General features: G+C 69.1%; 26 protein-coding genes. 10 read left to right on the top strand and 16 right to left on the bottom strand.

From position 1 onward, the window contains the following. The first annotated feature begins 82 nt into the window (after positions 1-82). From infB to pnp, 5 genes are all read left to right on the top strand, one after another. Positions 83-3,064, top strand: a complete 2,982-nt coding sequence (infB, locus tag O5O54_RS15400) for a translation initiation factor IF-2 (RefSeq protein WP_407061717.1) — start codon at positions 83-85, stop codon at positions 3,062-3,064. A 125-nt stretch (positions 3,065-3,189) separates the two neighbouring features. Further along, positions 3,190-3,609, top strand: a complete 420-nt coding sequence (gene rbfA / locus O5O54_RS15395) for a 30S ribosome-binding factor RbfA (RefSeq protein ID WP_279482708.1) — start codon at positions 3,190-3,192, stop codon at positions 3,607-3,609. Then, positions 3,609-4,595, top strand: a complete 987-nt coding sequence (truB, locus tag O5O54_RS15390; protein ID WP_279482707.1) for a tRNA pseudouridine(55) synthase TruB — start codon at positions 3,609-3,611, stop codon at positions 4,593-4,595. The genes rbfA and truB overlap by 1 nt, the downstream gene beginning before the upstream one ends. Positions 4,596-4,753: 158 nt before the next feature. Continuing rightward, positions 4,754-5,023 carry a 30S ribosomal protein S15 gene (rpsO, locus tag O5O54_RS15385; protein WP_279482706.1) on the top strand — a complete coding sequence of 90 codons (270 nt, stop codon included), beginning with the start codon at positions 4,754-4,756 and terminating at the stop codon, positions 5,021-5,023. A gap of 321 nt (positions 5,024-5,344) precedes the next feature. Then, complete coding sequence (pnp, locus tag O5O54_RS15380) at positions 5,345-7,483, top strand: polyribonucleotide nucleotidyltransferase (RefSeq protein WP_279482705.1); 2,139 nt, start codon at positions 5,345-5,347, stop codon at positions 7,481-7,483. 126 nt (positions 7,484-7,609) lie between these two features. Here pnp and O5O54_RS15375 read toward each other — a convergent pair whose 3' ends face one another. Beyond that, positions 7,610-8,038: an organic hydroperoxide resistance protein gene (locus tag O5O54_RS15375; protein ID WP_279482704.1), complete on the bottom strand. Its 429-nt coding sequence runs from the start codon at positions 8,036-8,038 to the stop codon at positions 7,610-7,612. Positions 8,039-8,160: 122 nt separating this feature from the next. On the opposite strand from O5O54_RS15375, the gene O5O54_RS15370 reads away from it, so the two are divergent. Continuing rightward, on the top strand, positions 8,161-8,625 hold the full coding sequence (locus tag O5O54_RS15370; protein ID WP_279482703.1) for a MarR family transcriptional regulator: 465 nt from the start codon (positions 8,161-8,163) through the stop codon (positions 8,623-8,625). A 2-nt stretch (positions 8,626-8,627) separates the two neighbouring features. Here O5O54_RS15370 and O5O54_RS15365 read toward each other — a convergent pair whose 3' ends face one another. Beyond that, positions 8,628-9,680 carry an aldo/keto reductase gene (locus O5O54_RS15365; protein ID WP_279482702.1) on the bottom strand — a complete coding sequence of 351 codons (1,053 nt, stop codon included), beginning with the start codon at positions 9,678-9,680 and terminating at the stop codon, positions 8,628-8,630. A 143-nt stretch (positions 9,681-9,823) separates the two neighbouring features. Here O5O54_RS15365 and O5O54_RS15360 point away from each other — a divergent pair, with 143 nt between their 5' ends. Further along, positions 9,824-10,516 (top strand): alpha/beta hydrolase, encoded by a 693-nt coding sequence (locus tag O5O54_RS15360; RefSeq protein ID WP_279482701.1) that lies wholly within the window; start codon positions 9,824-9,826, stop codon positions 10,514-10,516. Further along, positions 10,516-11,169, top strand: coding sequence for an HAD family phosphatase (locus O5O54_RS15355; RefSeq protein ID WP_279482700.1), 654 nt, complete (start codon positions 10,516-10,518; stop codon positions 11,167-11,169). Before O5O54_RS15360 ends, O5O54_RS15355 begins: the two co-directional genes overlap by 1 nt. A gap of 6 nt (positions 11,170-11,175) precedes the next feature. On the opposite strand, the gene fabI is transcribed toward O5O54_RS15355, so the two are convergent. Genes fabI through fabA form a run of 3 tightly spaced genes read right to left on the bottom strand, consistent with a single transcriptional unit; the run spans position 11,176 to position 13,846 of the window. After that, a complete protein-coding gene (fabI, locus tag O5O54_RS15350) occupies positions 11,176-12,018 on the bottom strand; it encodes an enoyl-ACP reductase FabI (protein WP_279482699.1) in 843 nt (280 codons plus the stop codon). 13 nt (positions 12,019-12,031) lie between these two features. Continuing rightward, positions 12,032-13,255, bottom strand: coding sequence for a beta-ketoacyl-ACP synthase I (gene fabB, locus O5O54_RS15345; RefSeq protein WP_279482698.1), 1,224 nt, complete (start codon positions 13,253-13,255; stop codon positions 12,032-12,034). 57 nt (positions 13,256-13,312) lie between these two features. After that, entirely contained in the window at positions 13,313-13,846 is a 534-nt protein-coding gene (fabA, locus tag O5O54_RS15340; protein WP_279482697.1) for a 3-hydroxyacyl-[acyl-carrier-protein] dehydratase FabA, read from the bottom strand. Between the two features lie 157 nt (positions 13,847-14,003). On the opposite strand from fabA, the gene O5O54_RS15335 reads away from it, so the two are divergent. Both O5O54_RS15335 and irrA read left to right on the top strand, forming a co-directional pair. Continuing rightward, positions 14,004-14,459 (top strand): hypothetical protein, encoded by a 456-nt coding sequence (locus O5O54_RS15335; RefSeq protein WP_279482696.1) that lies wholly within the window; start codon positions 14,004-14,006, stop codon positions 14,457-14,459. 118 nt (positions 14,460-14,577) lie between these two features. Beyond that, complete coding sequence (gene irrA / locus O5O54_RS15330; RefSeq protein WP_279482695.1) at positions 14,578-15,057, top strand: iron response transcriptional regulator IrrA; 480 nt, start codon at positions 14,578-14,580, stop codon at positions 15,055-15,057. A 77-nt stretch (positions 15,058-15,134) separates the two neighbouring features. Here the strand turns inward: irrA and O5O54_RS15325 are convergent, their stop codons facing one another. The 11 genes from O5O54_RS15325 to mutM all read right to left on the bottom strand — a co-directional run bounded on the left by O5O54_RS15325 (position 15,135) and on the right by mutM (position 25,942). Beyond that, positions 15,135-15,716, bottom strand: a complete 582-nt coding sequence (locus tag O5O54_RS15325) for an SH3 domain-containing protein (protein ID WP_279482694.1) — start codon at positions 15,714-15,716, stop codon at positions 15,135-15,137. Positions 15,717-15,933: 217 nt separating this feature from the next. After that, positions 15,934-17,343 carry an NAD(P)/FAD-dependent oxidoreductase gene (locus tag O5O54_RS15320; RefSeq protein WP_279482693.1) on the bottom strand — a complete coding sequence of 470 codons (1,410 nt, stop codon included), beginning with the start codon at positions 17,341-17,343 and terminating at the stop codon, positions 15,934-15,936. 146 nt (positions 17,344-17,489) lie between these two features. Next, positions 17,490-18,263, bottom strand: a complete 774-nt coding sequence (locus tag O5O54_RS15315; protein WP_279482692.1) for a molybdopterin-synthase adenylyltransferase MoeB — start codon at positions 18,261-18,263, stop codon at positions 17,490-17,492. Next, positions 18,260-19,411 (bottom strand): DNA replication/repair protein RecF, encoded by a 1,152-nt coding sequence (gene recF / locus O5O54_RS15310; protein ID WP_279482691.1) that lies wholly within the window; start codon positions 19,409-19,411, stop codon positions 18,260-18,262. The genes O5O54_RS15315 and recF overlap by 4 nt, the downstream gene beginning before the upstream one ends. Before the next feature lie 20 nt (positions 19,412-19,431). Further along, positions 19,432-20,550, bottom strand: coding sequence for a DNA polymerase III subunit beta (dnaN, locus tag O5O54_RS15305; protein ID WP_279482690.1), 1,119 nt, complete (start codon positions 20,548-20,550; stop codon positions 19,432-19,434). Positions 20,551-20,701: 151 nt separating this feature from the next. Next, positions 20,702-22,153, bottom strand: coding sequence for a chromosomal replication initiator protein DnaA (dnaA, locus tag O5O54_RS15300; RefSeq protein WP_279482797.1), 1,452 nt, complete (start codon positions 22,151-22,153; stop codon positions 20,702-20,704). A gap of 116 nt (positions 22,154-22,269) precedes the next feature. Then, a complete protein-coding gene (locus O5O54_RS15295; protein WP_279482689.1) occupies positions 22,270-22,704 on the bottom strand; it encodes a rhodanese-like domain-containing protein in 435 nt (144 codons plus the stop codon). Between the two features lie 691 nt (positions 22,705-23,395). Further along, positions 23,396-23,665, bottom strand: coding sequence for a 30S ribosomal protein S20 (gene rpsT / locus O5O54_RS15290; RefSeq protein ID WP_279482688.1), 270 nt, complete (start codon positions 23,663-23,665; stop codon positions 23,396-23,398). A gap of 207 nt (positions 23,666-23,872) precedes the next feature. Beyond that, a complete protein-coding gene (locus tag O5O54_RS15285; RefSeq protein WP_279482687.1) occupies positions 23,873-24,646 on the bottom strand; it encodes an enoyl-CoA hydratase in 774 nt (257 codons plus the stop codon). Between the two features lie 61 nt (positions 24,647-24,707). After that, positions 24,708-25,046 carry a hypothetical protein gene (locus O5O54_RS15280; RefSeq protein WP_407061716.1) on the bottom strand — a complete coding sequence of 113 codons (339 nt, stop codon included), beginning with the start codon at positions 25,044-25,046 and terminating at the stop codon, positions 24,708-24,710. Beyond that, positions 25,043-25,942 (bottom strand): bifunctional DNA-formamidopyrimidine glycosylase/DNA-(apurinic or apyrimidinic site) lyase, encoded by a 900-nt coding sequence (gene mutM, locus O5O54_RS15275; RefSeq protein WP_279482686.1) that lies wholly within the window; start codon positions 25,940-25,942, stop codon positions 25,043-25,045. The genes O5O54_RS15280 and mutM overlap by 4 nt, the downstream gene beginning before the upstream one ends. Positions 25,943-25,981: the final 39 nt, after the last annotated feature.

Genomic DNA, 25,981 nt, shown 5'->3' with positions numbered 1-25,981 from the left:
GGCGGCAGCCGAGCCCGCAGCGGCACCCGCCGCGCCGGCTCCGGCCGCGGCGGCCCCGGCTCCGGCCGCGCCGCGTCCGACCCTGACGCCGGCGCAGCTGGCGGCGCTGGAGCATGCGGCCAAGAACCCGCAGGCCCCGGTCGCGCCCGACCGCCCCGCGACGCCGCCGGCCGCGCCCGCCGCCGAGGCCGCGCCTGCCGCTCCTGCCGCCGAAGCCAAGCCCGTCGCGCCTGCGGCCGAGGCCGCGCCGGCGCCCGAGCCGGCCGCCCCCGTTGCCGAAGCTCCTGCCGCACCCGCGGCCGAGGCTCCCGTTCCGTCGACCCCTCCCGTTTCCGAAGCACCGAATCCGTCCTTGAACGATACCGCCACGACCGCCGCACCCGCGGCTTCCTCCTCCTCCGCTTCGACGGCTTCGGCTCCGCGCCCGGCCGCTTCCGGTACGGCGGCTCCGCGCCCCGCGGCACCCGCCGCGCCGCGTCCGGCCACCGGTGGGCCGGCCGGTGCCCAGCGCCCCGGCCAGCCGGCACGTCCGGGCTATGCCGGATCGCAGCCGGGCCGCCCCGGCGCGCCGAGCGGGCAGCGTCCCAGTCAGCCGGGGCAGTCGAGCCGTCCCGGCCAGCCGGGCGGGGCTGACCAGCGCCGCGGACCGCAGCCTGCGGCCGCCGCCCCCGGTGCCCGCCAGCCGCGCGGTGCCGTCTTGTCGGACCTGTCGTCCAAGGAAATGGACGCGCGTCGTCGCGCCCTGATCCTCGCGCAGCAGCGCGAGGCCGAGGACCGGCGCCTGTTCCAGATCGAGGAAGCGCGCCGCATTGCCGAGGACGAGCGTCGCCGTGCGGAGCGCGAGGAATCTGAGCGCCGCCAGGCCGAGGAGGCCGCGCGTCTCGAGCTCGAAGCCGCCGCCCGCAAGAAGGCCGAGGAGGACGCGGCCCGCCGCGCCGCCAACAAGCCGGTCGCCCGCACGAGCGGCGGCAAGGCCAATGTCAACGTCATCCCCGGCCCGCCGCCGGTTGACGACGGTCTCGGCCTGCGCCCGGCCGGCCGCACGGATCTGACCAAGAAGACGCGCGCCGACGACGAGGACGACCGTCGCCGTCCGGGCGCTGCCCGTGGTCCGGCTCGCGGCCCGGCGGCCGATGCCGCCAAGCCGACCCGCGCCCGTGCCGGCGACGACCGTCGCGGCGCCGGCCGCGTCAATGTCGAGCGTGCCTTGTCCGACGAGGACGCGCGCGGACGTTCGCTGTCGTCGATGCGTCGGCGCCAGGAGAAGTTCAAGCGCTCGCAGCAGAACCAGACCCGCGAGAAGATTGCCCGCGAAGTGATTATCCCCGAGACCATCACCATCCAGGAACTCGCCAACCGCATGTCGGAGCGGGCCGTGGACGTCATCAAGTTCCTGATGGCTCAGGGGCAGATGATGAAGCCGGGCGACGTGATCGACGCGGATCTCGCCGAGATCATCGCCTCCGAATTCGGCCATACGGTCCGCCGCGTGGCGGAATCGGATGTCGAGACCGGCATCTTCGACGTCGCGAGCGACCCGGAGAAGCTGGTGTCGCGTCCGCCGGTCGTCACGATCATGGGCCATGTCGACCACGGCAAGACCTCGCTGCTCGACGCGATCCGCAAGACCAACGTCGTGTCCGGCGAGGCCGGCGGCATCACGCAGCACATCGGCGCCTACCAGGTCGAGCAGAACGGTCAGAAGATCTCGTTCATCGACACGCCGGGCCACGCCGCCTTCACGGCGATGCGCGCCCGCGGCGCCCAGGCGACCGACATCGCGATCCTCGTGGTGGCGGCCGACGACTCGGTCATGCCGCAGACCATCGAGTCGATCAGCCACGCCAAGGCGGCGGGCGTGCCGATCATCGTGGCGATCAACAAGATCGACAAGCCGGCGGCCGACGCCCAGAAGGTGCGCACGCAGCTTCTGCAGCACGAGGTCTTCGTGGAATCGATGGGCGGCGAGGTTCTCGACGTCGAGGTCTCGGCCAAGAACGGCACCAATCTCGACAAGCTGCTGGAAGCCATCCTGCTGCAGGCCGAGATCCTCGACCTCAAGGCGGATCCCGAGCGGACCGCCGAGGGTGTCGTGATCGAGGCCCAGCTCGACCGCGGCCGCGGTCCGGTGGCGACGGCGCTGGTCCAGGCCGGCACGCTGCGCCAGGGCGACATCGTCGTGGCCGGCGACCAGTGGGGCCGCGTGCGCGCCCTCGTCAACGACCAGGGCAAGCAGCTCAAGGAAGCCGGCCCGTCCATGCCGGTCGAGATCCTCGGCATGCAGGGCACCCCTCTGGCGGGCGACCGCTTCGCCGTGGTGAAGGACGAGGCCCAGGCGCGCGAGATCACCGAGTATCGCCAGCGCCTGACCCGCGAGAAGGCGGTGGCCAAGTCGGCCGGCCAGCGCGGCTCGCTCGAGCAGATGATGACCCAGCTCCAGTCCTCGGGGCTCAAGACCTTCCCGCTCGTCATCAAGGGCGACGTGCAGGGTTCGGTCGAGGCGATCGCCACGGCGCTGGAGAAGCTCGGCACCGAGGAAGTGCAGGCGCGCATCGTCCATTCGGGCGCGGGTGCCATCACCGAGTCGGACGTCCAGCTCGCCGCGACGTCGAACGCCGCCATCATCGGCTTCAACGTGCGTGCCAACGCCCAGGCCCGTCAGCTCTCCGAGCGGGAAGGCATCGAGATCCGCTACTACAACATTATCTACGACCTCGTGGATGACGTGAAGCAGGCGATGTCGGGCCTCCTGTCGCCGGAGCGCCGCGAGACGTTCCTCGGCAATGCCGAGATCCTGGAGGTCTTCCAGATCACCAAGGTCGGCAAGGTCGCGGGTTGCCGCGTCACGGAAGGCAAGGTCGAGCGCGGTGCCGGCGTGCGCCTCATCCGCGACGGCGTCGTCATCCACGAGGGTACGCTCAAGACGCTCAAGCGCTTCAAGGACGAAGTCGCCGAAGTGCCGGGCGGCCAAGAGTGCGGCATGGCCTTCCAGAACTACGACGACATCCGCCAGGGCGACGTCATCGAGTGCTTCCGCGTGGAGCACATCGCCCGCACGCTCTGATCCCCGCGGAAGGCCCGGAAGGGCCTTTCCACCGGACCGATGCAAAGCCCGGCGGCAACGCCGGGCTTTGCAATTGCGTTCGCATACGAGGACACCAGCGGGTTTCCGCCTAGGAGCGACCGGCCATGGCCAAGCATTCCAACAGCCCGAAAGGGCCTTCGCAGCGACAGCTCTCCGTCGGGGAGAAGGTGCGGCACGCGCTGACCGAAACACTGCAGCGGCGCGAGATCATCGATCCGCTCCTCGAAAATGCCGTGATCAGCGTCACGGAAGTGCGCATGAGCCCCGACCTCAAGCTCGCCACCGCCTATGTGACGGTGTTCGGGCAGGAGGACATGGACCCGTTCGTCAAGGCTCTCAACGCCCACGCGCGGTTCCTGCGCGGACGCCTGACGCCGGCGCTGCGGCAGATGAAGTACATGCCGGAGGTCCGCTTCCGGCAGGACGACAGTTTCGACAACTATGCCCGGATCGACGCGCTGCTGCGCTCGCCGGAGGTCCTGCGCGACACGCGCGGGACGGCAGACGACGAGGAAGACAACTGATGGCACGTCGCGGCAAGAAGCCGAAGGGGCGCCCGATTTCCGGCTGGGTGATCTTCGACAAGCCCAAGGGCATGGGGTCCACGGAGGCCGTCTCGAAGATCAAGTGGCTCTACTTCGCCCAGAAGGCGGGCCACGCCGGCACGCTCGACCCGCTGGCGTCCGGCATGCTGCCGATCGCGCTTGGCGACGCCACCAAGACCGTTCCCTTCGTGATGGACGGACAGAAGACCTATCGCTTCACCGTGTCCTGGGGCGCGGAGACGACGACGGACGACACGGAAGGTCCGGTGGTGAACGCCTCCGACCGCCGGCCGTCGCGCGCCGACATCGAGGCGCTGCTCCCGAACTACACCGGCGAGATTTCCCAGGTGCCGCCCGCCTTCTCGGCCATCAAGATCGAGGGCGAGCGCGCCTACGACCTCGCCCGCGCCGGCGAGACGGTGGAGATCGCCGCGCGCACCGTCACGGTGCACCGTCTGTCGATCGTGGAGATGCCCGACGCCTCGACCACGACCTTCGAGGCGGAGTGCGGCAAGGGTACCTATGTCCGCGCCATCGCGCGCGATCTCGGCCGCGACCTCGGCTGCTTCGGCCACATCACCGAACTTCGCCGCGTGCGGGTGGGCTCGTTCGACGAGGACGACATGGTCACGCTGGACGAACTGATGGACGCGGCGGAGGAGGGGCTGGAGACCCTGACCCCCGAGGCCGTGGAGTCGGGCGCCCGTCCGCGCATCACCGACTTCACCGCGCTGGACGAGATCGTGCTCGACGCCGCCACCGCGCTCAGCGACCTCTACGAGGTGGCGCTGACGGACGATCAGGCGGGCCGCGTCCTGTCGGGCAACCCGGTGCTGCTGCGCGGGCGCGACGCGCCTGCCTTCTGCGACGAGGCCTATGCGACCGGCCACGGGCGCTTGGTGGCGATCGGCTCGATCGACCAGGGCTCGTTCCATCCCAAGCGCGTCTTCGGCGGACGCGGCTGAACGGCTCGCTGCCGTTCCGGGCTGGCATTCGCCCGCGAATGCGCCTATACCCGCCCCGCGTGGCCGGCATTTTCCGCCGGACACGCCTCATGGCCCTGGCTGGACGACATCCTGGCCCGGGCGTCCCAACCCTCCAATCCTTAAGAAAGGGATATCCGATGTCGATCACGCTCGAGCGCAAGGCCGAGATCATGAAGGAATTCGCGACCAAGGAAGGCGACACCGGCTCGCCCGAGGTGCAGGTCGCCCTTCTGTCGGAGCGCATTGCCAACCTGACCGAACACTTCAAGGGCCACAAGAAGGACAACCACTCGCGTCGTGGCCTTCTCAAGATGGTGTCCCAGCGTCGCCGCCTCCTCGACTACCTGAAGGAGCGCGAGGAAGACCGCTACACGGCGCTCATCGGCCGCCTCGGCCTGCGCCGCTAACAGACCTTTCGGCGCGGCGCTCCGGACCTCCTGGGCGCCGCGTCCGCATACCGATCCAGCTTGTCCCGCCCCGGCGGGGAAAGCCTGTCCCGGCCGGCGTCCCGAAGGGAGCCGAGCCCGAGAGCCGAACGCTCATGGGGCAGGATTGCCGGATGCTTCCCGGCATGATCCCGAGGGCTGAAAGCCCGGAGGGAACCCATCGTGCCCGAGCGCCGCTGCCCAGAGCCGCGCCTCGCCCGGAAGCCTCCCGCCGTCTTGCCCATGCGCGTTTCCAACCGCAACGGCCGCACTCTCCCGCGGCCAAGCCATGAGGCACATCGCATGTTCAATACGCACAAGGTCGAGATCGAGTGGGCCGGCCGCACGCTGACCCTCGAGACCGGCAAGATCGCCCGCCAGGCCGACGGCGCCGTGCTCGCCACCTACGGCGAGACCGCCGTTCTGGCCACCGTCGTTTCGGCCAAGGCCCCGAAGCCCGGCTTCGACTTCTTCCCGCTGACCGTCAACTACCAGGAAAAGGCCTTCGCGGCCGGCAAGATCCCGGGCGGCTACTTCAAGCGCGAGGGGCGTCCGAGCGAGAAGGAGACGCTGGTCTCCCGCCTCATCGACCGTCCGATCCGCCCGCTCTTCGCCGAAGGCTACAAGAACGACACGCAGGTCGTCGTCACCGTCCTGCAGCATGACCTCGAGAACGACCCGGACGTCCTCGCCATGGTCGCCGCCTCGGCTGCGCTCACGCTGTCGGGCGTGCCCTTCATGGGCCCGATCGGCGGCGCGCGCGTCGGCTACATCGATGGCGCCTACAAGCTCAATCCGCATGTCGACGAGATGGCCGAGTCCAAGCTCGACCTCGTCGTCGCCGGCACGCAGGACGCCGTGCTGATGGTCGAGTCGGAGGCCCACGAGCTCGACGAAGAGACCATGCTCGGCGCCGTCATGTTCGGCCACAAGGGCTTCCAGCCGGTGATCGAGGCGATCATCAAGCTTGCCGAGCACGCCGCCAAGGAGCCGCGCGAGCACAACGTGCCCGACCACTCGGCGCTGGAAGGCGAGATGCTCTCGATCGCCGAGGGCGAGCTGCGCGACGCCTACAAGAACACCGACAAGCAGGCCCGCTACGCCGCCGTCGACGCCGTCAAGGCGAAGGTGATGGCGCACTTCCTGCCCGAGGGCGCGACGGAGACGAAGTTCTCCAAGGAAGAGGTCGGCGCGGTCTTCAAGGAACTCCAGGCCAAGATCGTGCGCTGGAACATCCTCGACACCAAGAGCCGCATCGACGGGCGCGACCTGTCCACCGTGCGCGCGATCGTCGCCGAGGCCGGCATCCTGCCGCGCACCCACGGCTCGGCGCTCTTCACGCGCGGCGAGACGCAGGCCCTCGTGGTGGCGACGCTCGGCACCGGCGAGGACGAGCAGTATGTCGACTCGCTGACCGGCACCTACAAGGAGACCTTCCTCCTTCACTACAACTTCCCGCCCTACTCGGTCGGCGAGACGGGCCGCATGGGCTCGCCCGGCCGCCGCGAGATCGGCCACGGCAAGCTCGCCTGGCGCGCCATCCGTCCGATGCTGCCGGCCAAGGAAGCCTTCCCCTACACGATCCGCGCCGTGTCCGAGGTGACGGAGTCCAACGGTTCGTCCTCCATGGCGACCGTCTGCGGCACCTCGCTGGCGCTGATGGACGCGGGCGTTCCGCTGCAGCGTCCGGTGGCGGGCATCGCAATGGGCCTCATCCTCGAGGGTGAGCGCTTCGCGGTCCTGTCCGACATCCTCGGCGACGAGGACCACCTCGGCGACATGGACTTCAAGGTGGCCGGCACCGACCGGGGCATCACCTCGCTCCAGATGGACATCAAGATCCAGGGCATCACCGAGGAGATCATGAAGATCGCCCTCGAGCAGGCCAAGGGCGGCCGCGAGCACATTCTCGGCGAAATGAACAAGGCCCTCGGCTCGGCCCGTGCCGAGCTCGGCGAGTTCGCGCCGCGCATCGAGGTCATGCAGATCCCGACCGACAAGATCCGCGACGTGATCGGCTCGGGCGGCAAGGTGATCCGCGAGATCGTCGAGAAGACCGGCGCCAAGATCAACATCGAGGACGACGGCACCGTGAAGATCGCCTCGTCCTCGGGCAAGGAGATCGAGGCCGCCAAGAAGTGGATCCACTCCATCGTGGCCGAGCCGGAAGTCGGCGAGATCTACGAGGGCACGGTGGTGAAGTGCGTCGAGTTCGGCGCCTTCGTGAACTTCTTCGGCTCGCGCGACGGCCTCGTCCACATCTCGCAGCTGGCCGCCGACCGCGTCCAGAAGACGCAGGACGTGGTCAAGGAAGGCCAGAAGGTCTGGGTCAAGCTCATGGGCTTCGACGAGCGCGGCAAGGTCCGCCTGTCCATGAAGGTAGTCGATCAGGCGACCGGCGAGGAGATCAAGAAGCCCGCCAAGGAAGACGACGCCGAGTAAGCGTCGCCTCCGGCAAGCATGAAGAGGGCGGCCTTCCGGTCGCCCTTCTTCGTTCCGGGATCCACCTACGAAGAAGGCCCCGGCGGACGATCCGCCGGGGCCTTTTCCTGTTTCCGGTGGAGTCGGTCAGACGATGGTCAGGCCGACGTCGAGATTGTTGCGGGTCGCGTTGGAATAGGGGCAGACCTGGTGGGCGGTCTCGACCAGCTTCTGCGCATCGGCGCGGTCGACGCCGGGCAGCGTGATGGTGAGATCCGCCGTGATGCCGTAGCCGCCTTCCGAGCGCGGGCCGAAGCCGACCTCGGCGTTCACCGTCGCGTCGGCCGGAACCTTGACGCCGACCTTGGACGAGACGGCGCGCATGGCGCCGAGGAAGCAGGCGGAATAGCCGGCCGCGAAGAGCTTCTCCGGGTTGGCACCCACGCCGCCCGGGCCGCCCATTTCCTTGGGAACGACGAGGTTCACGTCCACCGCGCCATCATCAGAGCGGGCATGGCCGTCGCGGCCGCCGCCGGTTGCAGTCGCGCTGGTCTTGTAGATCACGTCGACAGGCATCTGTCTCTCCTTGGGTTCGCAACTCGTTATCGCGATAATCAGTTTCTAGAGAAAGCCAAAATCGCTGTCCAGCGGAAACTTGTCGTGATAAGGAATTTTGCAACCGGACCGGGAGGTCATCCATGGCGCGCGCCACTCCGCCGCTCCCCCTCGACGATCACCTCTGCTTCGCGCTCTACGGAGCCTCCATGGCCATCGGGCGGCTCTACAAGCCGATCCTGGACGAATGGGGCATCACCTATCCGCAGTATCTGGCGCTGGCCGCGCTTTGGGAAGGCGATGCGCTGCGGGTCGGAGACCTCGCGGCGCGCCTCGACCTGGAGGCTAGCACCGTGACGCCGCTTGTCACGCGCCTGTCGAACGCCGGCTTCGTGACGCGCGAGCGCGACCCGGCGGACGGGCGCCAGGTAATCGTCCGGCTGACGGAGGAGGGGAGGGCTCTGGCCGATCGCAGCGCCTGCCTCGGAAAGGCGCTGATCGAGGCCACCGGCCTTTCGACGGAGCGGCTGCGACAGATGACGGCGGACGCGCGAGCCCTTCGCGAGGCCGTGGCCGGCCGGGACGACGACGCGCCGCCCCGGCGCTGAGGTCAGGGGGCCGGGTTGCCGAAGCGCTGGTGCAGGGCGTCCACGGCCGTCTGCATCTCGGCCGTCCAGGCGACGTCCTCGGCGGCGAGGCATTCGTCGAGCTGCGCCATCGTGGTGGCGCCGATAATCGATGCGGTGACGAAGGGCTGGGCCAGTACGAAGGCGTTGGCGAAGGTCGCGGGCGCCAGGCCGAACTCGCGGGCGAGCGCGACATAGGCATCGACCGCCTCGGCCGTGCCGGGCTTCTCGTAGCGCTGGAGGCGGTCGAAGAGCGCCTTCCGCGAGCCCGCGGGCAGGGCGCCGCCCGCATATTTGCCGGTGAGATATCCCTGGGCGAGGGGCGAATAGGCGAGAAGGCCGACGCCTTCCCGCAGCGCGATCTCGGCCTGAGCGCTCTCGAAGGTTCGGTTCAGGAGGTTGTAGGCGTTCTGGATGCTGGCCATGCGCGGCGCGTCGCCCCGCTCGGCCAAGGCTAGCCAGCGCATGGTGCCCCAGGCGCTTTCGTTGGAAAGCCCGGCGTGCCGGATCTTGCCGTCCGCCACGAGGTCGGCGAACACGACGGCGGTCTCTTCGATCGCCACCTCGTCGGCCACCGCCTCCGGCGTCGACCAGCGGCTCGGGACCGAGCCGAAGCCGGGCGTCGGGCGGTCCGGCCAGTGGATCTGGTAGAGATCGATGCAGTCCACGCCGAGCCGGCGGAGCGAGCCTTCCACCGCTTCGGTCACGTTGCGCCGGTCGAGGCGGGGCTCCGACCCGTCCTGCCGGAACCAGGTCATCGCGGTGCGTCCGACCACCTTGGTCGCGATCACCATCCGGTCGCGGTTGCCCCGCGCCTTCAGCCACGAGCCGATGAAGCGCTCCGTGTGCCCCTGCGTCTCGGCCTTGGGCGGAATCGGGTAGAGCTCGGCCGCGTCCAGGAAGTTGACGCCGCGCTCGATCGCGCGGTCGAGCTGTTGATGCGCTTCCGCTTCCGTGTTCTGCTCGCCGAAGGTCATGGTGCCGAGGCAGATCCGGCTGACGCGCAGGTCGGTGCGCCCGAGCGGTCGTTGCTGCATGATGGATCCTGGGTGGGAATCGGAAGGGTGCGTTCGCGCTCTCCATACTGCCGCGACCGCCTTGCCGCAACGCGACGGACCGTCATCGCATCCTCATGGCCGTGCCCTACATGGGGCCGGACACATCGCAGACCGGAGCCGTCATGCGCCTGATCCTCGTGCCCGCCTTTGCCTGCGACGGCGATCTCTACGAGACGCTGATCCCGCTCCTGCGTCCGGATTTCGACTGTCGCGTGGTGGTTCCCGCCGCGCCCGACATGGCGGCCTGCGCGCGCGAGGTCATCGACGCGGCGGAGGGCAAGCCGTTCGTCGTCGCCGGAACCTCGTTCGGTGGGCATGTCGCGCGCGAGGCGGCCATGGCCGCTTTAGGTCAGGCGAGAGGGCTGATCGTCATGGGCGCCGCGCCGCAGGCGGCGGCGAGCCGCGAGCCCTTCGACCGGCGGCGCGCCGCGATCGAGGCCGACGGCGGAGCGGAGATGCTGGAAGAGATGGCGCGCGCCATCGTGTTCGAGCCGGAAGGCCGTGGTCAGGAGGCGGCGGACGTGTTTCGCGCCATGGCGGCGCGCGCCGGCATCGACCGCCTTCTGGCGCAGAACGAGGCGCTGATGACGCGGCCCGACCGGGTGGGCGACCTGCCGCGCCTGTCCTGCGCCTCGCTTCTGATCTGGGGCGAAGCCGACACGTTCTCCGCGCCGGAGGCCGGGCGCGCCATGGCGGGGGCCATGCCGGACGCCGAGTTCGTCCTCCTCGAGGAATGCGGCCACCTGCCGAGCCTCGAGACGCCCATGCGCGTCGCCACGGCGATCCGCGCCCGCTTTGTGCGCGCCGACGGGTGATGGACCTCGTCGTCTTCGACTGCGACGGCGTTCTTGTCGACAGCGAGACGCTGGCGGGCGAGGCCCTGCGCGCGCTTCACCGGTCGCACGGGATCGAGGTCTCGGCGGAGCTGTTTTCGACGGTGGTCGGCATGAAGGCGGCGGATGGGCTGGCGGCGCTGGCCCGCGCGACGGGCAGGACCCTGCCACCCGGCGCCGACGCCGAGCTCTGGCCGGCGACGGCCGCCCTGTTTCGCGAAAGGCTGCGCGCGAGCGACGGCGTGGTCGGACTCCTCGAAGCCTCTCCCCTTCGCCGCTGCGTCGCCTCCTCGTCGCATCCCGAGCGGATCGCGCTCAGCCTGGAGGTGACGGGCCTGCGGCGGTTCTTCGCGGAGGATGCCGTGTTCTCGGCCTGGGAGGTCCGGCGCGGCAAGCCGGCGCCCGATCTCTTCCTCCATGCGAGCGCGCGCATGGGCGCCGAGCCCGCGCGCTGCGTGGTGATCGAGGATTCGCGCTTCGGCATCGAGGCGGCCAAGGCCGCCGGCATGCTGGCCGTCGGCTATGTGGGCGCGAGCCACGCCGGGCCGGAGGCCGCCGAGCGCTTGCTCCACGCCGGAGCCGACTGGGTGTCGAACTCCATGGCGGAGATCGGCACCCGGCTCAAAACGCTTTGAAGATCGTCAGACCGAGGCGGGATCCGTCTCGCCGGCCATTTCGGCCCGGCGCTCCTGCGCCTTCAGCTCGTCCAGCGCCGGCATCGACATGATGTTGTAGCCGGCATCAACATAGTGGATCTCGCCGGTGACGCCCTTGGACAGGTCCGACAGGAGGTAGAGCGTCGAGTTGCCGACCTCCTCGTGCGTTACGTTGCGGCGCATCGGCGAATTGCGGCGCTGGTAGTTCAGCATCAGGCGCGCGTCGGAGACGCCGGCGCCCGCGAGCGTGCGGAGCGGACCCGCCGAGACGGCGTTGACGCGGATGTCGCGCGGGCCGAAGTCGGCGGCGAGATAGCGCACCGAGGCTTCCAACGCGGCCTTGGCGACGCCCATCACGTTGTAGTTCGGCATGACGCGCATCGACCCGCCATAGGTCAGCGTCACCATGGAGCCGCCCTCGTTCATCATGGCGGCCGCGCGCTTGGCGATCTCCGTGAAGGAGAAGCAGGAGATCACCATGGTGCGCGTGAAGTTCTCGCGCGTCGTGTCGGCGTAGAGGCCCTTCAGCTCGTTCTTGTCGGAGAAGCCGATGGCATGGACGACGAAGTCGATCCGGCCCCATTCCCGCTCCAGCGTGGCGAAGAGCCGGTCGACCGAGGCGATGTCCTCGACGTCGCAATCGACCAGAAGGGTGGAGCCGATCTCGGCGGCGAGCGGGCGCAGCCGCTTGCCGAAGGCCTCGCCCTGGTAGCTGAAGGCGATTTCGGCCCCTTGCGCCGCGAGCGAGCGCGCCGCGCCCCAGGCGATCGAGTTGTGGTTGGCGACGCCCATCACGAGGCCGCGCTTGCCCGTCATCAGTCCGGTCATCAAACAGACTTTCTCAGGCGCCGACGCGCTGGAACACGAGCGTGGCGTTGGTGCCGCCGAAGCCGAAGGAGTTCGACAGGGCTATGTCGATCTTCGCATCGTCGATGCGCTTTCGCACGATCGGCACGCCCTCGAATTCGGGGTCGAGCTCCTCGATATGGGCGCTCTCGCCGACGAACCCGGCCTGCATCATCAGGAGCGAGTAGATCGCCTCCTGCGCGCCCGCCGCGCCCAGGGAATGGCCGGTGAGCGACTTGGTGGACTGGATGTGGGGCATGTCGTCGCCGAACACCTCGCGGATGGCGCCGATCTCCTTGGAATCGCCGACCGGCGTCGAGGTGCCGTGCGTGTTGACGTAGTCGACCCGGCCCTTCACCGTCGAGAGCGCCTGGCGCATGCAGCGCACCGCGCCCTCGCCGGACGGGGCCACCATGTCGTAGCCGTCCGAGGTCGCGCCGTAGCCGACGAGCTCGGCGTAGATCTTGGCGCCGCGCGCCTTCGCCCGCTCGTATTCCTCCAGCACGACCACGCCGGCACCGCCCGCGATCACGAAGCCGTCGCGGTTCTTGTCGTAGGCGCGCGAGGCGACCGCCGGCCGGTCGTTGAAGTCCGAGGACATGGCGCCCATGGCGTCGAAGAGGTTCGACATGGTCCAGTCGAGGTCCTCGTGGCCGCCGGCGAACATGACGTCCTGCTTGCCCCACTGGATCATCTCGGCGGCGTTGCCGATGCAGTGCGCCGAGGTCGAGCAGGCGGACGAGATCGAGTAGTTGACGCCGTGGATCTTGAACCAGGTCGCGAGCGTGGCGGAGGCCGTCGAGGACATGGCTTTCGGCACCGCGAAGGGGCCGATGCGCTTGGGGCTGTTGTTCTTGCGGGTGATGTCGGCGGCCTCGATCAGCGTGCGCGTCGAGGGGCCGCCGGAGCCCATGATGATGCCGGTGCGCTCGTTGCCGGACACGTCGCTCTCGGGAAGCCCCGAGTCGGCGATCGCCTGTTTCATGGCCACGTGGTTCCAGGCGCCGCCCTGGCTGAGAAAGCGCATGGCGCGCCGGTCCACCAGCTCGGACACGTCGAGCTCGGGCTTGCCCCAGACGCGGCAGCGGAAGCCGTTGTCGGCAAAGTCCTGCGAGAAGGAAATCCCGGACTTCGCCTCGCGCAGCGAGGCCGTGACCTCGTTCAGATCGTTGCCGATCGAGGACACGATGCCCATTCCGGTCACGACGACGCGCCGCATGGCCAAACTCCCTTCCAAGGTCCCTGGACCCTTCGTCCTATCCAATGAACGGTCGGCTCAGCCGCCGACCGCTTCGCCCGGCTGCTCGTCCTGGAACAGGCCGACCCGCAGGTTGCTGGCCTGATAGATGACGACGCCGTCGGCCTTCATCCAGCCTTCCGCGATCCCGAGCTTCAGCTTGGAGCGCATGACGCGTCGAAAATCGACGCCGTACTCGACCAGCTTGACCTTCGGGGTCACCTGGCCGGTGAACTTGACCTCGCCGACGCCGAGCGCCCGGCCGCGGCCCGGCTCGCCCAGCCAGCCGAGATAGAAGCCCGTGAGCTGCCACAGCGCGTCGAGGCCGAGGCAGCCGGGCATGACCGGGTCGCCCTGGAAATGGCAGGCGAAGAACCAGAGGTCGGGGTTGACGTCGAACTCGGCGCGGATCGACCCTTTGCCGAACTCGCCGCCGTCGGTGGTCACCTCGGTGATGCGGTCGAACATCAGCATCGGAGGCAGGGGAAGCTGCGCGTTGCCCGCGCCGAAGAGCTCGCCCCGGCCGCAAGCCAGAATCTCGTCCTTGCCGAAATGGGTCTTCACCGTGTCCATCGATCCGTCCGGTTGCGAAACGGCGAAGGGCCACCGTTTCAAATCTTATCAAATCTCTCGCGGGACGGCCCTTACCACGCGAGCGCCCGAGGGCAAATGCGTTAACGAAACGAGAGGCGTCACGGTTTCGCACCGGACAAGCCGTTCTGGAGCCGTCATGCAACGCATTGCCGTCCTCACCGCCGTTCTTCTGGCCGCCGGCGGCGCCGCAGCGCAGGAGTGGCGGAGCGCGGGGACCGGGGAGGGCGCACGCGCCTTCTTCGCCAAGGGCGGACGACCCGCCGGCGTGGAGATCGCCTGCCTTTCCGGCGGTCGGCTCGACGTGACCGCCGCCGGCAACGGTGCGCGCTTTCCGAGGGATCGCGTGGTGACGCTGGTGCTTTCCATCGACGGCGCGGCCTTCGTCGGGCCGGCTCGCGTCGAGGACGAGGCGACGGGCGGCGGCTCGCGCTTCGTCCGGCCGGTCGCGGCCGACGAGGCGGGGGCGCTCCTTGCGGCACTGCGGAAGGGGCGGAGCCTCGAGGTCTCCAGCCCGGCGGGCTTCATGCGGCTTCCCCTGACCGGTTCGGGCCGGGCGCTGGCAGCCCTGGGGCCCGCCTGCGCCGCCGGGTGAGGGTTCGATTGTTCGCGCTGCGAAATCCGACTATATTGAATCCCGGCAAGGCCTTGCGGCATCGCATGACGCTCGGCTAAAGGTGAATTCAAGAGTCAAGTTTTCGGTGATCTGAACCATGGACAACCGGGCCAAGCCCTCGACCTCGGCGGACACGCGCACGGCCGCCCGGCCTCAGACCTTCTGCGTCTTCGAGCGTCTGCGCGCCTCGGGCCTCCGGCCGACCCGGCAGCGCGTCGCCCTGTGCAACCTCATCTTCGGCGCGGGCGATCGCCACCTGTCGGCGGAAGAGCTGCACGAGGAGGCGCACAAGGCGGGCGAGCCCGTGTCGCTGGCCACCGTCTACAACACGCTTCACCAGTTCACCGACGCCGGTCTCGTGCGCCCGCTTTCGGGCGAGGGGCAGCGCACCTATTTCGACACCAACACCTCGGACCACCACCATTTCTTCGTGGAGGCCGACAACACGATGATCGACATCCCGGACGGGACGATCACGATCGACAATCTGCCCGAACCGCCCGAGGGCATGGAAATCGTCAACGTGGATGTCGTGGTGCGCCTGCGCCGCAAGACGGGATCGAAGACGCTGAGCTGACTGGGGCGCCCCTTCACCGAAACGAAAAGGCCGGCGGTTGAGGGGACCGCCGGCCTTTTCGCGTTCGGGGGGAGCGGTCAGAACCGCTCGTCGGGATAGACGCCCCAGATTTCCTTCTGGGTGACGAAGCCGCGGCGGCCGGAGGCCTCCACCTCGCACCAGCCGAAGGAGCACTCGCGCACCTTGGTCAGGACGCCCGGCTCCATCTCGGCCACCACGGGGCCGTCGGTCGCGGCGGACCGGTGCATGGTGATCGTCGCCTGGGTCTTGCCCTTCAGCCAGGGAGCGGCCAGGGCGGTGCGCTCGCCCGACAGGAGCGAGTGGTAGACCCAGCCCTCGGTGCCCTCCGAATCGCGGATGCGGCGCCAGAGGTCGTATTCCTGGATGATCTCCACCGGCAGGCCCGGCTTCAGGTAGAGCCAGGACACGGCATAGTCCTTGCCGGGGCCGACGCGAAGGTTCACGCGGGCCGACTTCAGCGAGACGAAGCGCGGCAGCGGCAGCTTGCGCTGCATCTCGGCGTCCTGGCCCTCCTCGGCGGCGGCCGCGGCCGGCGGGGTCGCGGCGGCGGCCGGAGACTGGGCGCGGGCGGTTCCGAGGGCCGGCAGCGCGACGAGAAGGGCGAGGGCGATCGAGCCGAAGCGGGAAAGGCGGGACACGGGGGCTTGGGTCTCCGAACATGCGGGAAGGCTGCGGCCCGGGCGAACCGGACCCGCCGGGCGCCTGGAGCGCTCCCCGAGGGAGGCGGCCAGACCCGGCACCCAAGCATGATCGCGAATTGGGGTTAACAACCCCTTGCCCGAAGCTTGAGAATCCGTGCCGCGGCGCCCGCCCGATGCCGGTAGGGCCGCCGCCGGATCGCGGCCTCGCGGTGCGTCAGGCGGCCTGCGTGAGCGAGGCGCCGCCGAGGCCGATGGCCGAGAGGCCCTGCCCCAGCGAGAAGCCGGGGCGCCCGCCCGCCTCCGTGCCGCCGACATAGCGGGCGACGTCGTCCATGCGCCGGATGGTGCGCCAGAAGACGTCTTCCATCAGGATATGGGCGAACTCGCCGTTGCGCCCGACGCTGTAGAGGCCCTGGACGCCGGTGGACTGGCCGAAGCGCAGGCGCTGCTCCTCGTAGGCCTTGAGGTAGACGGGATAGGAGATCGGGGTGCGGATGGTGCCGCCGGCGCCGAGATAGCGCGCGCGCAGCTCCTCGCCGTAGATCGCGCAGAGCTGGTCGAGGCAGGCCTTGGCCAGATCCTCGTCGCTCATCGACCAGCGGGCGTCGCCCTTCTCGCAGCCGATGTCGAAGGTGATCAGCGTCTTGCCCTCGGGCGCCAGCCACGGCATCGAGATCGGCGCCTCGGTCAGGCGGAAGGAGAGCTGGCTGCGATCGGGCACCCAGACCATCGTGTCGGGCAGGATGGCGCGACCGGAGAAGCGCAGGTTCACGAACATCATCGGCCGGTAGCGGAAGGCCGCCATCGGCGCCAGTGCGTCGGTGCCCTCGACGATGCGCGGCAGGACGTTGACCGGGGCGGTCGAGATCACCGCCGATACGGGCACCTCCGCGCCGCCGCTGCGAACGGCGACGACGCGGCCCTTGTCGACCAGGATGCGCTCGACCGGTGATTCCAGCCGCACGGCGCCGTTGAGCTTGCGCAGCGTCGGCTCCAGGAGCTTGGCGAGGCCGCCCTCGGGATAGACGTGATAGACGCCGGCCCCCTCGGGCATGGTGCGCGTGTAGCCGTTGCACACGGCGCGCTGCGTCACCTTGGCGGCGGCGTTGAGATAGAGCGACTTGAAGATGCTGTTGCCGAACTTCTCGCCGACGGAGGGCGAGAGCTCGCAGGCCGGTGCGCCCGACCACGCCTCGACGAGGGGCATGGCGACTTCCTCGGCCATGGCGTCGCCGTAGCTGCGGCGCATCCAGTCCTCGGCGTGGCGGGCGGGGCCCTCGTCGCGCCGGGCGAAGCGGCTCTTCAGGGCGCTCGCGACATAGCGCGGCTCCAGCATCAGGCCGAAAGGATGGCTGCGGCTGCGCCCGTTCACCACCACCGCCTCGCCGTAGTGGCGGACCGTGCGGCAGATGTCTTCGGCGCCGAGCGCCTTGGCCAGCCGGTTGGAGATGAAATGGGCGCCGTAGTCGTAGGAGAAGCCCTCGGCGTCCTTGAAGGAGGCGGCCATGCCGCCGACCGAGCGACCGGCCTCGAAGACGATGGCCGGGAGGCCGCGCCGCTTCAACTCGGCCGCTGCCGTCAGACCTGCCAGACCTGCACCCAATACTGCGATCGGCTTCATCATCCACTCAACTCCCGACGGTCGTGTTCGCCAACTGTGACGAGCAGTCTCGAGGCCGCGGGTAGACGCTACGTCATTTCTCCAGTCGTCTCACGTGTTCGTTATGGTCAAGAAAGAGTAGTTGGAATCCTGCTTAACGATAAATGACCTCATCGATGGTTATTTTCATGTCTTCGGTAACGAATTTCTTCGAAACGCATGCGCAGGACATCCACCAACAGCAAGCGCCCCGCCATGAGGTCCCCGACGCCCGCCACGAGCTTGATCGCCTCGGCCGCGCCGAGGGTTCCCATGATGCCGGTGACGACGCCGAGAATGCCGGCCTCGGCGCAGGCCGGCACCATGCCCTCCGGCGGCGGCTCGGGGAACAGGTCGCGGTAGCGCGGATAGAGCCGGCCGTCCGGACCCTCCCGATGGGGCAGGAGGGTGGTGAGCGAGCCTGAGAAGCGCTGCACCGCCACGGTGACGAGGGGAATGCCCACCGCCTCACAGAGATCGGCCACCAGGAAGCGGGTCGCGAAATTGTCCGATCCGTCGATCACCACGTCGTAGCGTGCTAGAAGCGCCGGCCCGTTCGCGCCGTCGAGCCGAAGGGCGTGGGTCTCGACCGCGACATGCGGATTGAGGTGGCCGAGCGCTTCGGCTGCCGCCTCCACCTTGAGACGGTCGAGATCGGGCGTGCCGAACAGGATCTGGCGCTGGAGGTTGGACAGGGACACCCGGTCGTCGTCGACGAGGCCGATCGTGCCGAGGCCCGCCGCCGCGAGATACAGCGCCGCCGGCGAGCCGATGCCGCCGGCTCCGACGAGGAGAACCCGCGCGCCCTTCAGCCGCTGCTGGCCGGGACCGCCGATCTCGGGAAGCACGATATGGCGGGCGTAGCGGCCGAGTTCGTCGGTCGAGAGGGGGGGCGAGAGCGTCATGATACGGCTCCGTTGGCGACGAGGAGCATCTGCGCCCGGCCGTCGAGCGCGGAAAACAGCGCGGCGTCGGTGCCGGTGAGGAAGGACTGGACGCCGAACCCATCGAGAATGTCGAACAGGGCGGCACGCCGGCCGGGATCGAGATGGGCGGCGATCTCGTCGAGGAGCAGGACCGGCGCCATGCCGGACGAAGCCTCCACCAGGCGCGCGTGGGCGAGCACCAGGCCGATCAGGAGCGCCTTCTGCTCGCCGGTCGAGGAAAGGGCGGCCGGCATCGCCTTGGCGCGGTGGCTGACGAGGAGGTCGCCGCGATGGGGGCCCTCCAGCGTGCGGCCCGCCGCGCGGTCCACCATGCGGCGCCTGGCGAGGCGTTCGGCGACCCGATCCTCGAGGTCCACCGCCGCGCCCTCCAGGGAAAGGTCCTCGTAGCCGGATTGGAGATCGAGCGCGGCGACCGGGAAGGGCGAGGCGGAGGACGCGTCGAGGAGGCCCGCGAGGCGGGCCACGAGGTCGTCGCGTGCCAGCGCGATGGCAAGGCCGAGTTCGGCCATCTGCCGCTCGATGCCGGCCAGCCAGCGGTCGTCCAGCCGATCGTCCGACAGGAGCCGGTTGCGCCCGCGCATCGCGCGTTCGTAGTCGAGCGTGCGCCGGCCGTGGCCGGGATCGACCGTCAGCACCATGCGGTCGAGAAAGCGCCGGCGGTCGGCGGCGGGGCCGGTGAAGAGCCCGTCCATGGCCGGCGTCAGCCAGATCACGCGCAGGAGGTCGAGAAGCTCGTCGGTGGAGCGCGTAAGCGTGCCGTCGAGGCGCACGAGGCGCTGGGCCGTGCCCTCGTCGGGCCGGACCAGGGTTAGGACGTCGGTCGGCTCGACGTCCGGCCCCAAGGGCGCGAGGCGCGCGCGCACGGAGAAGCCGCCGCTCGCTGCCGGTCCTCCCGAGCGCGCGATCTCGCCATAGGCGGCGCGGCGCAGGCCCTTGCCGGGCGACAGGAGCGAGACGGCTTCGAGGAGGTTGGTCTTGCCCGACCCGTTGTCGCCGTGCAGCACGACGAAGCGGGAGGTGAGCCCGAGGTTCAGCGTCTCGTAGTTGCGGAAGTCCACGAGGCCGAGCCCGGTCACGCGGATCCGGGCATCGCGGGACGAATCCATGGAAGCTGCGGTGCGCTCCGTCAGACGCGCATCGGCATCAGGACGTAGAGCGTGCCCTCGTCGCCGCCGTCGCGAATCAGCGTCGGCGAGCCGGGATCGGCCATCATGAACACGGCGCTGTCACCCGAGAGCTGGCCGGTGATGTCGAGGAGGTAGCGGGCGTTGAAGCCGATCTCGATCTCCTCCGCATCGTAGCCGACGGGCAGTTCCTCGGTCGCGGTGCCGGCATCGGGCGAATTGACGGTGAGGACGAGCTGGCCCTGACCGAGCGCGAGCTTCACCGCGCGGCCGCGCTCGGACGAAATGGTGGAGACGCGGTCGACGGCGGCCGAAAAGCTCTGCCGGTCGAGCGTCAGGGCCTTGTCGTTGCCGGTCGGGATGACGCGCTGATAATCCGGGAAGGTGCCGTCGATGAGCTTGGAGGTCATGACGACCTGCCCGAGCGTGAAGCGGATCTTGGAATCCGACAGCTCGACCTCGACGGTCTCGGCGCCTTCGCCGAGGAGCTTCTGGATCTCGGCGACGGTCTTGCGCGGCACGATGATGCCCGGCATCCCTTCCGAGCCCGCCGGCGCCGGCATCTCGGCGCGCGCGAGGCGGTGGCCGTCCGTCGCGACCGCGCGCAGCGTCAAGGCGCCGCCCGCCTCGATCGTGTGGAGGAAGATGCCGTTCAGGTAGTAGCGCGTCTCTTCCGTCGAGATCGCGAACTGCGTGCGCTCGACGAGGCGCGCGAGATCGGCCGCCTTCAACGTGAAGGCGTGGGTGAAGGCGCCGGCCGTGATGTCGGGAAAGTCGGTCTCGGGCAGGCACTGGAGGCGGAATGTGGAGCGCCCGGAGGAGACGGTCATCTGCGCGCCGTCGCCGGTCGTCTCGAGCTTCACCTCCGAGCCGTCGGGCAGCTTGCGGACGATGTCGTAGAGGAGATGGGCCGGCACCGTGGTGGCGCCCGGCACGTCGCCGCTCGCCGGCACGCTTTCGGTGATCTCGATGTCGAGGTCCGTCGCCTTGAGGCGCATCGCGCCGTCCTCGGTCTTCAGGAGGACGTTGGACAGGATCGGGATCGTGTTGCGCCGCTCCACCACGCGCTGGATGTGGCTCAGCGACTTGAGGAGGTTCGATCGCTCGATGATGATACGCATGGACGACAACCGTTCGGAACATCGAAAGGGCGCCGAGCCTGCCGGACCCTTCGCAAAAGGTCTCGACGTTTTAGAGCAAAGGGCGACGGGCGCAAAGGAAAACCGCCGGAAACCCTGTGGTTTCCGGCGGGATGGCTAAGGCGGTCCGCTCTTATTCCTCGATCATGCGGCGGATAACGTCGAGCTCCTCCGAGAGCTTCTCGTCGGCCGAGCGCTCCGCCTCGATCTTGCGCACGGCATGGAGCACCGTCGTATGGTCGCGCCCGCCGAAACGGCGGCCGATCTCGGGCAGCGAGCGCGGCGTCATCGTCTTGGCGAGATACATGGCGATCTGGCGCGGGCGCACGATGGTGCGCGTGCGCCGGGCCGAAAGAATGTCGGTGCGCGACACGTTGTAGTGGCGCGAGACGAATTTCAGGATGTCCTCGATCCGCACCCGCTTCTCGCCGCCGGCGCGGGTGAGCTGGTTGAGGAGATCGTCGAGATGCTCGGCCGAGAGCGGCTGGCCAACCGCATGCCGGAAGGCGATCTGATTGAAGGCGCCTTCCAGATCGCGGCCCGAGCCGACGACCCGCCGCGCGATCGTATCCACCACCGTCTCAGGGATCGAGAAGCTCGGATCGCCCGCCTTCATCGCCGAAACGCGCGAGGCGAGGATGCCGCGGCGCATCTCGAAGTCGGGCGAGACCATCTCGATGGCCACGCCCCCCGACAGGCGCGAACGCACGCGGCTGTCCAGCGATTCCAGCTCGAAGGCGGGCCGGTCGGCCGCCACGATCACCTGCCGCGCCGAATCGATCAGCGCGTTGAGAAGGTGGCAGAACTCCTGCTGGATCGACTTGCCCTGCAGGAACTGCATGTCGTCGATGATCAGGATGTCGATGCCGCGCAGGTTCTCCTTGAAGTCGAGCGCCTGGTTGTCGCGGATCGCGGTGGCGAAGCGCCACATGAAGTATTCGGCCGTGAGGTACACGACCCGCGGCTTGTCCTCGCGCGCCACGGCCGCGTTGGCGATCGCCTGGAGGAGATGCGTCTTGCCGAGGCCGACGGAGGCGTGGAGGAAGAGCGGGTTGAATCGCACCGACTGCGGCCCGTTCTCGGCGATCGAGCGGGCGGCGGCGAGCGCCACGCGGTTGGACGCGCCTTCCACGAAGGTGGAGAAGACATAGCGCGGATCGAGCGGCGAGCCGAACTCGGACCGCGACCCCTCCGAGGCGGACGCGCGCTCCGTGCCGGCCTGTGCCCGGGGCAGGACGGCTGCGGGCAGGCGGACGGCCGTCTCGTCGGCTGCGGCCGGCCCGTCGGCATTGGCGGCCGGCGGCGGCACGCTCGCCCCACGCACGGCCGAGCGCACGGCGACGTCCACCTTCAAGGTCCCCGGCACTTCCTCGGCGAAGATCTGGAGCAGGAGGTCGCGGTAGTGACCGTTGATCCAGGACTTCAGGAAGGCGGTCGGCACCGAAAGCTGCACCACGCCCTTGCCGACATGCTCGAGCTTCAGGCGGGCGAACCAGGAGGCGAAGACGTCGGGGCCGAGCTGCGCCTTGAGACGGGCGTTCACACGATCGAGGATCGTCGTCTCGTCGCGTGCCGGTGCTGCCATCGAGATCTCGCCATCATGCTGCACGGCCGGGGCCGCGCGGTTGGGGGTGGAGGGGAAGGCGCGCCCGCGCGCGCCGGGTAGGGAGGGGACGGGCTTGCCGCCCGCATGCAGCGCCGTCATTTCTGCCTCCAGGGCAGGCCGGCAGCCTTCCAACCCGCGACGAGGCCGCGATGGCCCTCGGGGTTGGGCGGCCCCTCGAAGCCGTCCAGGATGTTGAAGCATTCGGAGAAGCCCGCCGCCGTCATGGCCGCGGCGCTCGACATGGAGCGGGCGCCGGAGCGGCAGAGGAAGTAGAGCCTGGAGGACGGGGAGCCCCCCGCCGCCCGGATGGCGCCGCCGACGCGCTCGGCGAAGGCGCTGTCCACCGCCATGGACGGATAGATCTGCCACTCGGCGAACACCGCGTCGTGGCCGGTCTCCGGCACGAGCGGAAAGCCCACGAAATTCCATTCGGCGGAAGTGCGCACATCGATCAGGAAACTGTCGGAATCGGATTGCAGGGCGGCCCAGCAGTCTTCGACCGAAACGTCGCCCTTGTAGGAACGGCTCATTGCGAACTCCCAACACGCCGCGCCGATCGAGGTCGGACGCAGCGGAACGCAGAACGAAATTCACCCAATCCGCTCTTGAACGAAGGGCGGACGGCCGGGTGATACTCATCGATTAACGGAAAGCGCCTGGACGGTCCGGCTTCGGGTGGATCGTCTTAAGTTCTGGAAAACACCCCTTGTCCCCAGCCTTCACCGTCCGGCGCTCTTGTCGTGAGGCAAAAGCTACGGAACAGCCCAGGTTCGGGCAAGCTTTGAATCGGCGTTCGCGACCTCACCGTGACCGAACTGTGGCGAGTCCGACATGGCCGTTTTCGGCGCTCCGTTCGCAATCGCCTGATTCCTCGGGAGATTCATTGAGACGCCCGGCCGCGATTTGGTCGCAGGTCTGAAGACGAGATTCTTTTTCGGACTCCGGCTTGACTCTGGCGACTCACGCGATCGCCCAGGTTATGGCGGCAAGGCGCCCGGTAACCTTCGGCAAGCCTCTGAGAAACAAGCGATATTTGTGATTCACGCGAGGTGGCTCGCCTCTATCGCCCGTGGCCAAAATGACAAGTGGGTGACATCGGGCGATGTGCTTGGCCAGCCATAGAGCGGCTGCGCGAACACCGGATTGGCGCGTCCATGCGGGAAACGAAAAAAGGCCCGGAGCGGTAGCTCCGAGCCTTTTCAAATGCGTCGCTTATGGCGCTCAGGCGGCGCCGACGGCCTTCACGCGGCTCGCCAGACGCGAGATCTTGCGCGAGGCGGTGTTGCGGTGGATCACGCCCTTGGAGGCCGCGCGCGCCAGCTCGGGCTCGGCCGCCTTGAACGCCTCCTGGGCCGCCGCCTTGTCGCCGGTCAGGATCGCTTCCTCGACCTTGCGCAGGAAGGTGCGCACGCGCGAGCGGCGCGCCTTGTTGATGGCGGTGCGACGGGCGATCTTGCGGGCGGCCTTCTTGGCCGACGGCGTATTGGCCATGTTCAGTCTCTCTCGGCTTGACGCGGAACCGAACGGCCAACCGGGCCGCCTGTCTCCGCGCGAATGGTTTCAGCGTGAAGCCGCCGAGCCGAACGATAACCCGAGCGGCAAGGCGCGAAAGGCCGCACCTCGTCGGTGCCGCCTGAAATCTGGCGCGCTTATAGGCGCAAGAGCCCGAAGCGTCAACGGCCCGCACGCAACTCCCGTTCAGCGATGGCGGAAGGCGGGTTTGCGCTTCTCCACGAAGGCGGCCATGCCCTCTGTCTGGTCCTCCAGCGCGAAGGCGGCGGCGAACAGGCGCCGCTCGGCGCGAAGCCCTTCCGTCAACGTCGTGTCGAAGGCCCTGTTGACGGCCTCCTTGGCCATCATGGCAGCAGGCAACGAGAAGCCGGCGATCGTTTCTGCCGCCTTCTGGGCCTCGCCGAGCAGGTCGGCATCGGGCACGACGCGGGCGACGAGGCCCGAGCGCTCGGCTTCGGCGGCATCCATCATCCGGCCGGTGAGGCAGAGGTCCATGGTCTTGGCCTTGCCGATGGCGCGCGCCATGCGCTGCGTGCCGCCCATGCCGGGCAGGACGCCGAGCGTGATCTCGGGCTGTCCGAACTTCGCCGATTCGGCGGCGATGATGAAGTCGCACATCATGGCGACCTCGCAGCCGCCACCGAGCGCATAGCCCGCAACGGCCGCGATCATCGGCTTGCGCGCATTGGCGAACCGGTCCCAGCCGCCGGCGAAGTCCGAAAGATACACCTCGGCGAAACCGAAGGGCTGCATCTCCTTGATGTCGGCCCCGGCCGCGAAGGCGCGCTCCGAGCCCGTGAGCACCACCGCGCCGATCTCGGCATCGGCCGCGAAGGCGTCGGAGGCGTGGAGGAGTTCTGTGAGCACCTGCGTGTTCAGGGCGTTCAGTGCCTTGGGTCGGTCGATGATCATCCAGCCGACCCGCCCGCGCCGCTCCACCTTGATACTCGTGTAGTCCATGCCCGCTCTCCCCGTTGCTCGCGCCAAAGGATAGGGGCGGGCGGAGGATCCGCCAAGCCGTTCAGGCGCCGTCCGCCTCGCGCTCCGCGGCGGGGAGGGCGGCGAACCAGTCGGCATAGGGCGTGTTCTTCGGGGCGAAGCGCGTCCAGTCGCGTGCGCCGTCGCTCCACCAGACGTCTCCGCGTTCGCCGAGGGTCCGCTTGGCGGCGTCGACGGCTCGTCTCGCCGCACGGCGCGCCTCGTCCGTCTCGGCATCGCGCACCGCGCGTCTTGCGTCCATCAGCGCGTCCACCGCCGCCTGACGCTCGGCCTCCGGCAGGTCAGGGTTCGAGCAGCGCCAGAGCCGCCCCTTGGCCACGAAGTATCGCCCGTCCGGCGTGCGCAGGTAGGGCGCCTTCACCTCTGGCAGACCGGGCAGAAGAAGGTCGACCGGCCGGACTGGACGATGCGCTGGACGATGCCCCGGCACCCCTCGCGCCGGCAGGGCTCGCCCTCGCGGTCGTAGACGGAGAATCGATGCTGGAAATAGCCGAGCGCGCCGTCCGCCTGCCGGTAGTCGCGTAAGGTGGAGCCGCCGGCCTCGATCGCATCCGCTATGGTCTCGCGGATGTGAAGCGCGAGGTCGTCCAGCCGCCGTGTCGGACGTCCGTCCACCTTCACCAGCGAGCCCGCGAGACGGCGCGGCGACAGGCGCGCGCGCCAGAGCGCCTCGCAGACATAGATGTTGCCGAGCCCGGCGATGATGGTCTGGTCGAGAAGCGCGGCCTTCAGCGGCGCCGCCTTTCCCTTGAGGCGCGATGCCAGCGCCTCGCCCGACAGGGCGTTGCCCGTCGGCTCGATCCCGAGCGCGCGGAAATGCGGGTGCGTGTCGCGCGAGGCCGCCTCGATCAGGCTCATGTAGCCGAAGCGCCGCGGGTCGTTGAAGACGATCCGGGCGCCCGGCCCTTCGAGATGGAAGAGCACGTGGTCGTGCAGCCGGTCCTCCGAGCGCGCCAGATGGAACGCCGCGCCCGCCACCGGTTCGGCCGCGCCCGTGCCATCCAGCCTCTCGATGCGGAACGAGCCGGACATGCCGAGATGCATGGCCAGGAGCAGGTCGCCCTCGATGTCCGCCAGGAGATATTTGGCGCGGCGCCCGAGCGAGAGGATGCGCCGTCCTTCGAGACGCTCGGAAAAGCGCTCGGGCAAGGGAAAGCGCAAGGTGTCGCGCCGCATCTCGACACGGGCGATGCGCGCGCCCTCCATCACGGGCGCCAGCCCGCGGCGGACGGTCTCGACCTCTGGCAATTCGGGCATTGCTGCTTATCATCTCCCGCGACAGGCGCGCCCGAAACC

This window comes from Aureimonas sp. SK2 (assembly GCF_029813115.1).
Classification (GTDB): domain Bacteria; phylum Pseudomonadota; class Alphaproteobacteria; order Rhizobiales; family Rhizobiaceae; genus Aureimonas.
Note: the sequence above shows the minus strand (reverse complement) of the source record. Positions and strands in the feature narration are given on the sequence as shown.

Coding starts and splice junctions, on each gene's coding strand:
- O5O54_RS15360 (WP_279482701.1), top strand. CDS start 9,824: ATGCGCCTGATCCTCGTGCCCGCCTTTGCCTGCGACGGCGATCTCTAC.
- fabA (WP_279482697.1), bottom strand. CDS start 13,846: ATGGACACGGTGAAGACCCATTTCGGCAAGGACGAGATTCTGGCTTGC.
- O5O54_RS15375 (WP_279482704.1), bottom strand. CDS start 8,038: ATGCCTGTCGACGTGATCTACAAGACCAGCGCGACTGCAACCGGCGGC.
- dnaN (WP_279482690.1), bottom strand. CDS start 20,550: ATGCGTATCATCATCGAGCGATCGAACCTCCTCAAGTCGCTGAGCCAC.
- pnp (WP_279482705.1), top strand. CDS start 5,345: ATGTTCAATACGCACAAGGTCGAGATCGAGTGGGCCGGCCGCACGCTG.
- irrA (WP_279482695.1), top strand. CDS start 14,578: ATGGACAACCGGGCCAAGCCCTCGACCTCGGCGGACACGCGCACGGCC.
- fabI (WP_279482699.1), bottom strand. CDS start 12,018: ATGACCGGACTGATGACGGGCAAGCGCGGCCTCGTGATGGGCGTCGCC.
- O5O54_RS15335 (WP_279482696.1), top strand. CDS start 14,004: ATGCAACGCATTGCCGTCCTCACCGCCGTTCTTCTGGCCGCCGGCGGC.
- O5O54_RS15320 (WP_279482693.1), bottom strand. CDS start 17,343: ATGATGAAGCCGATCGCAGTATTGGGTGCAGGTCTGGCAGGTCTGACG.
- O5O54_RS15315 (WP_279482692.1), bottom strand. CDS start 18,263: ATGACGCTCTCGCCCCCCCTCTCGACCGACGAACTCGGCCGCTACGCC.
- fabB (WP_279482698.1), bottom strand. CDS start 13,255: ATGCGGCGCGTCGTCGTGACCGGAATGGGCATCGTGTCCTCGATCGGC.
- mutM (WP_279482686.1), bottom strand. CDS start 25,942: ATGCCCGAATTGCCAGAGGTCGAGACCGTCCGCCGCGGGCTGGCGCCC.
- dnaA (WP_279482797.1), bottom strand. CDS start 22,153: ATGGCAGCACCGGCACGCGACGAGACGACGATCCTCGATCGTGTGAAC.
- rpsT (WP_279482688.1), bottom strand. CDS start 23,665: ATGGCCAATACGCCGTCGGCCAAGAAGGCCGCCCGCAAGATCGCCCGT.
- recF (WP_279482691.1), bottom strand. CDS start 19,411: ATGGATTCGTCCCGCGATGCCCGGATCCGCGTGACCGGGCTCGGCCTC.
- rbfA (WP_279482708.1), top strand. CDS start 3,190: ATGGCCAAGCATTCCAACAGCCCGAAAGGGCCTTCGCAGCGACAGCTC.
- O5O54_RS15365 (WP_279482702.1), bottom strand. CDS start 9,680: ATGCAGCAACGACCGCTCGGGCGCACCGACCTGCGCGTCAGCCGGATC.
- O5O54_RS15285 (WP_279482687.1), bottom strand. CDS start 24,646: ATGGACTACACGAGTATCAAGGTGGAGCGGCGCGGGCGGGTCGGCTGG.
- O5O54_RS15295 (WP_279482689.1), bottom strand. CDS start 22,704: ATGAGCCGTTCCTACAAGGGCGACGTTTCGGTCGAAGACTGCTGGGCC.
- rpsO (WP_279482706.1), top strand. CDS start 4,754: ATGTCGATCACGCTCGAGCGCAAGGCCGAGATCATGAAGGAATTCGCG.
- O5O54_RS15370 (WP_279482703.1), top strand. CDS start 8,161: ATGGCGCGCGCCACTCCGCCGCTCCCCCTCGACGATCACCTCTGCTTC.
- truB (WP_279482707.1), top strand. CDS start 3,609: ATGGCACGTCGCGGCAAGAAGCCGAAGGGGCGCCCGATTTCCGGCTGG.
- O5O54_RS15355 (WP_279482700.1), top strand. CDS start 10,516: ATGGACCTCGTCGTCTTCGACTGCGACGGCGTTCTTGTCGACAGCGAG.